Origin of the sequence: Streptomyces graminilatus, assembly GCF_001418565.1 — a bacterium.
Lineage (GTDB): Bacteria > Actinomycetota > Actinomycetes > Streptomycetales > Streptomycetaceae > Streptomyces > Streptomyces graminilatus.
In genome coordinates, this window is sequence record NZ_LIQQ01000478.1 from 1 (window position 1) to 8,767 (window position 8,767).

Sequence of the window (8,767 nt, forward strand, 5' to 3'; positions counted from 1 at the left end):
GTGGGAGGGCGAGGGGGGTACCGGTACGGGGCTGAGTGTCGGGCCCGGTGCGGGACGCGGGCGGCAGGGAGTTGATCCAGCGGCGGATGACGAGCAGGTCCTCGGGGGAGAACACCCGGAACATCGGGCCCCGTTCGCCGACCAGACCCCGTACCAGCGCGCTGGCGGAGGCGCGGCCGGGTTTGACCAGCTTGCTGCGGGACAGCGCGTCCAGCAGCGGCCCCGGATGGGTACGGCACTCGGCGAGCCAGCGGGCCAGCGGCTTGCCCTCCAACTGGAACTGGTGGTGGTACACGGCGCCTTCACGCGAGCGCAGCCGCATCAGTTCCGCCATGTCGAACGCCGGGTCCCCGGCCGCGACCAGTTCCGCGTACAGCGCCCCCGACCAGGCGCGCAGTGCGCCCAGCGTCCAGGCGAAGCCGCGGCGCACCGCCTCGGCGGACCGGTCACCGTCCTGCGCGACCAGCTCGTCGACGAGAGCCCGGCACTGCCGGTCCGGCCGCGCCGTGTCCTCGACGCTCCCGGTGGCCCCGGCGTTCCCGGTGTCGCTTGTGTCCCCGGTGTCCGCGACGGTTCGGGGCAGGGAGGGGTCGATGGCGTCCCAGTCGGCCTCCGTCGGGCGGGCCCGCCGGACCATCGCCAGGGCCGGCAGCAGGCCGGCCGTACGCAGGCACAGGTCGGCGCCGAGGAGTTCGCCGCGGAACTCGTCGGGCCGCCGGCTCATGGCCAGCAGCAGGCCAGGCAGCCGGAACGCGCTCTCGGGTATGCGCTGGTCACCGGTGAGCCTGGCCGCCGGTACGGCGTTCTCCGCGAGCCGCAGACGGCGCAGCAGCTCCAGGAAGGCGCTGCCCCGGGAGGCGTGCGGGTGGCCGGCGCCCACGTCGGCGGCGTACAGCGCGAGGATCCGCAGGACCACCGGGACCTCGGCGTTGCCGGGAGCGCTCAGCCACTGGAGCCAGGCGCCGGAGACGAGGGAGAGCGGGGCGCAGCCGAGCACCGCGCGGCGCACCAGCACCTCCTGGTGCCCGGCCGGGCGGCCGTCCTGGTGCTCCGGACCGAGCAGGTCCGTGAACCGCCCGCTCTCGGCGGCGGCCCAGTCGGCGGCCTCGCGCACGAGGTCGTCGAGGGGGGCCTCCCCGACGTCCGTGCGGCACAGTTCGGCGCGTACCTCCTCGACGAACCCGCCGCCCGGGACCGATGCCTCCGGGTCGGCGGCGTACGCGTACACGGCTCGGGCGGGTCCGCCGTCGCCGGGTGGCGGGGCGGAGTGCGGGTGCGGCTTCGCCGGGGAGGCTGCCGTATGGCTGTGCATCCTTCTCCTTTCGGTCGGCCTGTTTCTCGTCGGCCGCTCAGAACATGGGATAGATGGATGCGTCGTTCTTCCGGTTGGCGCGCTTCCTGCGCCGGAAGATCAGGTCCGCGATCTTTCGCAGAAGGGACATCGGGAAATCGCCTGCTTTCGGAAATCGGAAATCAGAAATCGAATGTTCAGGGATTCGAATGTTCGGGGATTCGAATGTTCGGGGATTCGGGGATTCGGGGATTCAGGAAAGGCTGAGGGTCTCGGCCAGGAGGCGGGCCACCAGGTCGTAGCCGTGGTCGGTGTAGTGCGCCCGGTCCACGTAGATCCAGTCCCGCTCGGTGACCGCCTCGGCGACGATCGGGTTGAGGTCGACGTAGCCGATGCCGAGCTTCTCGCAGCCGACGCTCAGCTTCTCGGAGAAGGCGCGGGCCACCTCCTTGCGGGAGATGTCGCCGTAGAGCGCCTCCCAGGTGCCCAGCTTCGAGATGCGGTCGATCTCGTCGAAGAGGAGCCGCTCCTGGGGCGCGTGCCGGTCCCGCATCCACAGCGCCATCGGCTGCAGTACGTAGGTCAGCCGGGCGGCCGGCCCCGCCAGCCGCCTCCAGCTGTCCAGATGGCGGAGGGTCAGGTCGGCGGCGGCGTCGATGACGGCGGGGACATCGCGCCGGACGTCGTCGTGCGTGGAGATGGTGCGGCGGCGCTCGGGGCGGCGGCCGAGGAGTTTGCCGGCGGCGGCGGCCCTGCGGTTGCTCTCGCGGAGCTCCTCCATTTTGTCGAAGTACTCGCCGCAGAACCAGAACGCGCCGTGGTCGCCCTGCTGCCACTCGGGCAGCCTGCCGACCGTGAGGTCGTTGAGCCCCGAGAAGACGACGATCTCGTCGATCTCGGGCAGCAGATGGCGGTGGAGGGCGAACAGCAGCAGTTCCTGCGTCGAGTTGTAGCAGCGCCCGCCGAAGTTGAGCCAGGGCACGGACGGGGCGTGCTTGCGCCACAACTGGGAGGCGAGCGTGGTGGCGTCACTGGTGGCACCGATGCCGAGCACGGTGGAACTGCCGGATATCAGGCGTACCGGGCCGGCGGGCACACGCCCCGCGGCGGAGGCCGTCTCGCCGTCCGGGCCGTGCGAGAGGCGGAAGCCCGCCCGGTCCGTGTTGATGACGGAGGACCGGTAGTCGGCCCGGTGGAAGTACATGAGGTAGGGCAGGTAGCGGGCCTCGCCGCGGTCGTCGAACCGCGCGTACTCCTGCATCTGCGGGGTCAGTTGATCACGCTGGAGCTTCACGTCGGACGCACTCCTCGGCTCATGAAGGGACAACTCGTGAAGGGGCAACTCGGGAAGGCGGAACTCGTGCGGGGGCAGCTCGTGAAGGGAGGACCCGTGCGGGGAGAAAGGGGTGGCTCAGTCCCCGAACAGGGGCCCGCGGTGCAGCTTGTGCTGGGCCGCCTGGGCCAGCGGGCGGACCACGAGCCGGTCGACGTTGACGTGCTGGGGCAGACCGACGGCCAGTGCCACGCACTCGGCGACGTCCTCGGCGGTGAGGGGGTGGTCGACACCCTCGTAGACAGCGGCGGCCCGATCGGCGTCACCGCGCATCCGGTTGAGGGCGAACTCCTCGGTCCTGACCATCCCGGGCGCCACCTCGACCACCCGGACGGGCTCGCCGCACAGCTCCAGGCGCAGGGTCTCGGCGAGCGCGCGCTCGGCGTGCTTTGCGGCGCTGTAGCCGCCGCCTCCCTCGTAGGCGGTGAAGGCCGCGGTGGAGGTCACGGTGACGATGGTGCCGCCGCGCCCGGCCCGCAGCAGCGGCAGCAGGGCCTGGGTCATACGGAGGGTGCCCAGCACGTTCACGGAGTACATCCACTCCCAGTCCGCGACGTCCGCCCCGGCCACGGGGTCCGCGCCGAGGGCGCCGCCCGCGTTGTTCACCAGGACGTCGCAGGAGCCGAGTTCGGCGGCGAACCGCCGTACGCCCTCGCCATCGGTGACGTCGAGGACGTACGGCCGTACGCCGGTCTCCTCGGCCAGCCGGCGCAGCCGCTCCGCACGCCGGGCCACGGCCACCACGTCGAAACCGTCCTTCGCCAGCCGGCGAGCTGTCGCCGCGCCGATTCCGCCGCTCGCCCCGGTCACCACGGCCATTCCGGCCACCCGCGCCACCGCCTTTTCCCTTGCCCGGAATTCCGCACCGGTCGATGATTTCCTCGTTCGGTGAGAGCTTTCCCGGCGCGGGAGGCGGTCTGAACCGTGTGCATTGTTCGGAACCCCGCAATGCGGGAACCCGCAGGACGGACAAAAGGGGGTGAGGGCCTGCCGGGTGCTGGTGAGCGCCGCCCACGGCGACAAGGTCACCCCCACCCCGGTCCTCGACCAGTTCCTGACCGGCCTGGCGGCCCCGGACGCCGACGGCGCGTTCGCCGTCCAGACCGCCGTCGCGTGCGCGGACCGGGCGGCCACCTCCCGCGACCCGGAGACCTACTACCGGGACATCGAGGCACACCGCGCCGACGATCCCCTCTTCGGCCCCCTCACCCGCACCGTGACACCGTGCACCTTCTGGCCGGTCGCCCCGGCGGAGCCTCCGGTCGAGGTCCACAACGATGTGCCGCTGCTGATGGTCGGCGACACCGGCGACCCGGCGGCCGTCTACGAGCGCCGACTGGCGGCCAACCGTGACCTGAGGGGCTCACGCCCGGTCACCCTGCGCGGCGCCTTCCGCCACACCGTCTACGCGGGCCTCTTCGCCCCGAGGAACCAGTGCGTCGACGACGCGGTCGACGACTGCCTGCGGACCGGAGTCCTGCCTTCCGCCGACATCACCTGCCGGAAGTGACACGACACCGACGGTATGTGGGATGAGGTCGTCTCAAAAACGACGTGGGCAAAACGGGTTGAAACGGTTGCGTACGAACAACTTCGTATCGGCATACGAGATGATGCCGGACTTGTGTGGTTCCTGTGGGCGCCGCTGATAACGTTCGCGCCGTGATTCGGACATCCCTCCCGGCGTTGACGCGGCGTCTCGCCGTCGATCTGATGCGCGTGGGCAGCACGAGCTGTTGCCCGGGCGACGCCGTGGCCTGCTGCTGAGTCTGAACGACACTCACACGCGCGCTCACTCCTCCCGGCCGTGACCCCCACGTGCGCGGGCACGCCAAGGTGAACCCTTCCCCCGGACGTCCGGCCAACGGCCGTTCAGTCAACGGCCGTTCAGCTGAACGGTTGGTCGGCTGACGGTTGTCCGGCCTCCCGGTCCTCCCGGTCCTCCCGGCCCTGCGGTCATCCGCATTCCGGCATTCCTGCCTTCCTGTCTTCCTGCCTCCCGCTTTCCCGTGCCCGCGTCCGTCGCCCGCACCCGCGCTCGCTGCTACCCGCGCGGCTGCGGCCTGCCCGTGGGCCCCCTTACGAGGAGTTCGACCATGCGTCTGAGCCGTACTTCCGTCGTGGCGACCGCTGTCGTCGTCGCCACGCTCGCCTCCCCGCTCGCCCTGACCTCCGGTACCGCGTTCGCCGACCCGGGTGCGGGGGTCACCACCCACCAACTGGTCGGCGTCGGCTCGGACGTCACCCAGGACGTCCTGGACGCGCTGGCCGGTGACACCGTCAACGGCACCAGCTACGCCGCGACCGCCGTCACGGCGGACGGCTACACGATCGCGTCCTACGACGCGACCGAGCCCGGTACCGGCGCCACGACCTCGCAGATCCAGCCCCACGTGAGCGGGCCCAAGTTCCTGCGTCCCAACGGCGCCAACGCCGGTCGCCTCGCCCTGAGCGACTCGATCGCGGGCGGCAACTACGCCGTCTCCTCCAGCGCGAACGACGGCACGGTGAACATCCAGGACCAGATCGACTTCGCCCGCAACACCAGCGCGCCCACGGTCTCCGGCACCGCGCTGACCGCGATCCCCTTCGCCCGGGACGCCGTGGGCTACGGGGCCAAGGGCTCCGCGCTCGCCCAGCTGACCAAGCAGCAGCTGCACGACATCTACACCGGGGCCCTGACGGAGGTGAACGGGGTGAAGGTCCACCCCTTCATCCCCAACTCCGGTGCCGGCACCCGCACCTTCTTCCAGAAGGCGATCGGAGTCACCGACGCCCAGCTCGGCAGCAACGTCGACACACTGGACCACGACGGCAAGCCGGTCCAGCAGAACCGTCTGAACAAGGTCATCGAGAACGACGGTGACCTCGTCCCGCTCTCCGTCGCCAGCCTCGTCGCCCAGACGAACGGCGTCGCCCCGGACCGCAGCGCCGCCGCCGTCAGCGCGGGCGCGTTCCTCGGCTCGCTGGACGAGCAGAACAACGGCACCTACACCGCACCGGTGATCCACAACGCCGACGGAACCATCTCCTCCAACCCCGACTTCTTCGCCGACACCACCTTCGGCCGCGACGCCTCCAACGTGGTCTCCACCCGGGCCATCGACCCCACCAGCGTCTTCTTCAACAAGCCCCTCTACGACGTCTTCGTGACCGACGACAGCCACACGGCGGCGCTCGCCTCCGGTCCGGCCCAGTCCGTGATCGCCAAGTTCGGCTTCCTGAACGTCGGTTACAACGGCATAGCCGACCCGACCAACAAGCACGTCAAGCGGGGCGGCCTGGAGGACGGCAACCTCTCGGCCGCGGTCCCGGCCGCCCCGTCCGTGACCGCGACGCCGGGCGCCGGTGCGCTCAAGCTGTCCTGGGCCCCGGCCTCGGGCGCCGCGGTGAGCGACTACCGCGTCACCGTGCAGGACGGCACCGGCGCGCCTGTGGGTGGTTACGCCTACAAGGACGTGCCCGCCGCCACCACCGGCGCGAACCTGACGGGCCTGGCGGCCGGTTCGTACACCGTCACGGTCATCGCCGCCGACATCAACGGCAACAGCGACGCGACCACGACGAACGTGGCCGTGGCCGCCGCGAGGACGGCGACCACGGTGACCGCCTCGGCCGCCGTGGCCAAGCCCGCGTACGGGACCACCGAGTCGATCGCGGTGACCGTCGGCCACACCGGCGCCCTCGCGCCGACCGGCACGGTCGCGGCCTACTACGGCAGCACCAAGGTCGGGTCCGCCGCCCTGAACGCCGACGGCAAGGCCACGGTCAAGGTCGGCACCACGAAGCTCGGCGCCGTGGGCGCCAAGACCCTGAGCATCCGCTACGGCGGCGACAGCGCCAACACCGCTTCCAGCAAGAACGTCACGTTCACCGTCGTCAAGGCCACCCCGGCCCTCACCGTCACCGCCCCGGCCCGGATCAGCCACACCAAGCGCGCCGCGATCACCGTCAAGGCGAGCGCCACCGGCGTCACCCCGACCGGCAAGGTCCGGATCTACAAGGGCTCCACGCTGGTCGGCAGCGGCACCCTCAACGGCGGCAAGGTGACCGTCACCATCGCCAGGCTCGCCAAGGGCAAGCAGACGCTCAGCGTCCGCTACCTGGGCAACGGCTTCGTGATCGCCAAGTCCAAGAGCATCTCCATCACGAGCTTCTGACTCCGGCTCAGCACCGGGCTCACCAGCTGAATCGTGCCTGAAAGGGGCTGGAGCCGACGCTTGCGCCGGCTCCAGCCCCCGCCCCAGCCCCCGGGTGCCGTAAACAGCCGCACCTCAGTGGCCCGCTATCCGTAACCCGTAACCCGCAACCAGAAAGGAGCACGGCCTTGAGCCTCCCGCTGACCGCGTCGGCGCCGCCGCCCGGCGAGGACACGCCACGACGGCTGTCCACCGCACGGGGCACCAGTGACCGCCTCTTCCGCGGCGCGCTGCGCGGCTCCGGTCTCGCCGTGCTCGCCATCATGGCGGCCGTCGGCCTGTTCCTGCTGCTGCGCGCCCTCCAGGCACTGCGGACCGCCGGGTTCTCCTTCCTCACCACCGAGCGATGGGAACCCGACACCCACGACTTCGGCATCGCCGCCGTACTCACCGGCACCCTGCTGATCGCCGCCGTCGCCGCCGTGGTGTCGGTGCCACTGGCGCTCGGCACCGCCCTGTACATCTCCGAGATCGCACCGGCCCGGCTGCGGCACACGCTGATCGCGCTGGTGGACCTGATGGCCGCGGTGCCGTCGGTGGTCTACGGACTATGGGGCCTGTTCTTCCTCCAGGCCAAGGTGATCGGCCTGTCCCGCTGGCTCTCCACCTGGCTCGGCTGGATCCCGTTCCTGCACGTGGACGGGGCGAACCAGGACGACCCGCTCGCTTCCGCCAGCGTGTACACCGCCTCCACGTTCGTCGCGGGAATCGTGGTCGCGCTGATGGTGGCGCCGATCCAGTGCTCGGTGATGCGCGAGGTGTTCAGCCGCGCGCCCGTCGGCGAACGGGAGGGCGCCTACGCGCTCGGATCGACCCGGGCGGGCATGATCCGCAGCGTCGTCCTGCCGTACGGTGCCGCCGGCATCATCGGCGGCACCATGCTCGGGCTCGGCCGCGCCCTGGGCGAGACCATCGCGGTCTACCTGATCATCTCGCCGGTCTTCAGCATCCAGCCGCACATCCTTCAGACCGGCTCGAACTCGGTCTCCTCACTGATCGCCCTGCACTACGGGGACTCCTCCGGATTCGGAGTCTCCGCGCTGATGGCGGCAGGGCTGGCCCTGTTCCTGCTGACCCTGGTGGTCAACTTCACCGCGTCGTCGATCGTGGCCCGCTCGCGGTCCGGCGCCCAGAGCGAGGCGTGAGCCGATGACGACCACTCTCGACAAGCCGTCGCCTCCCACGTCCCGGCCGGGTACGACCGTCGTGCCGCGCCGCGACCCGTCGACCGAGCCGGAGGAGCACCGCCGCGTGGGCGGAGCGCGCCGGGGCGACCTGCTGGCCCTCGCCGGCGCGGCCACGACCGGCCTCAGCCTGGCCTGGCTGCTCTTCGGCGAACTGGCGCCGCTCTCGGGGCCGTTGGGCTTCGCCGTCGTCGCCTACCTGATCTTTCTGCTGGTCTACGCGGTGCTGGTCTGGATGGACGCCTCGTCCGACGACCCTTCGTCCGACGGCTCCCCGGCTTCCGACTCCCCGGCTTCCGACTCCCCGGCTTCCGACTCCCCGGCTTCTGACTCCCCAGCTTCCGACTCCTCGGCTTCCGACTCCTCGGCTTCCGACTCCTCGGCTTCCGACTCCTCGGCTTCCGACTCCTCGGCTTCCGACTCCTCCGCCGGGCCGGCCGTGCGCGACCGCCTGCTGACCGTCGTACTCACCTCCGCCGCCGCGCTGTTGTTCGCCGGGCTGGTCCTGGTCATCGGCTTCACCGCGGCCCGCGGCTGGCGCGCGCTGCCTCACGGGGCCTTCTACACGCAGGACATGCAGGCGGCGGGTCCGCTCGACCCGGTCACCGTCGGCGGTGTCCAGCACGCGGTCGCCGGCACCCTGATCCAGATCGGCATCGCGCTCGCCGTCACCATCCCGCTGGGCATCACCTGCGCCGTGTACCTCGGTCAGGTGCCCGGACGGTTCTCCCGGTTCGTACGCACCATCGTCGAGGCGATG

At 71.1% G+C, this 8,767-nt stretch carries 5 protein-coding genes and 2 pseudogenes; 4 read left to right on the forward strand and 3 right to left on the reverse strand.

What is annotated here, in order from left to right:
* The 3 genes and pseudogenes from AOK08_RS33405 to AOK08_RS33415 all read right to left on the reverse strand — a co-directional run.
* Positions 1 to 1,312: pseudogene (locus AOK08_RS33405) on the reverse strand (iron-containing redox enzyme family protein); the annotation flags it as partial.
* Between the two features lie 232 nt (positions 1,313 to 1,544).
* On the reverse strand, positions 1,545 to 2,585 hold the full coding sequence (locus AOK08_RS33410) for an SGNH/GDSL hydrolase family protein (RefSeq protein ID WP_055532988.1): 1,041 nt from the start codon (positions 2,583 to 2,585) through the stop codon (positions 1,545 to 1,547).
* Between the two features lie 117 nt (positions 2,586 to 2,702).
* Positions 2,703 to 3,443, reverse strand: a complete 741-nt coding sequence (locus AOK08_RS33415; protein WP_055532994.1) for an SDR family oxidoreductase — start codon at positions 3,441 to 3,443, stop codon at positions 2,703 to 2,705.
* A gap of 181 nt (positions 3,444 to 3,624) precedes the next feature.
* Here AOK08_RS33415 and AOK08_RS33420 point away from each other — a divergent pair, with 181 nt between their 5' ends.
* The 4 genes and pseudogenes from AOK08_RS33420 to AOK08_RS33435 all read left to right on the forward strand — a co-directional run.
* Entirely contained in the window at positions 3,625 to 4,134 is a 510-nt protein-coding gene (locus AOK08_RS33420) for an alpha/beta hydrolase (RefSeq protein WP_241827198.1), read from the forward strand.
* A gap of 586 nt (positions 4,135 to 4,720) precedes the next feature.
* Positions 4,721 to 6,784 (forward strand): Ig-like domain repeat protein, encoded by a 2,064-nt coding sequence (locus tag AOK08_RS33425; RefSeq protein ID WP_055532992.1) that lies wholly within the window; start codon positions 4,721 to 4,723, stop codon positions 6,782 to 6,784.
* Between the two features lie 167 nt (positions 6,785 to 6,951).
* On the forward strand, positions 6,952 to 7,968 hold the full coding sequence (gene pstC / locus AOK08_RS33430) for a phosphate ABC transporter permease subunit PstC (protein ID WP_198539472.1): 1,017 nt from the start codon (positions 6,952 to 6,954) through the stop codon (positions 7,966 to 7,968).
* A 4-nt stretch (positions 7,969 to 7,972) separates the two neighbouring features.
* Positions 7,973 to 8,767 (forward strand): annotated as a pseudogene (locus AOK08_RS33435) (hypothetical protein); the annotation flags it as partial.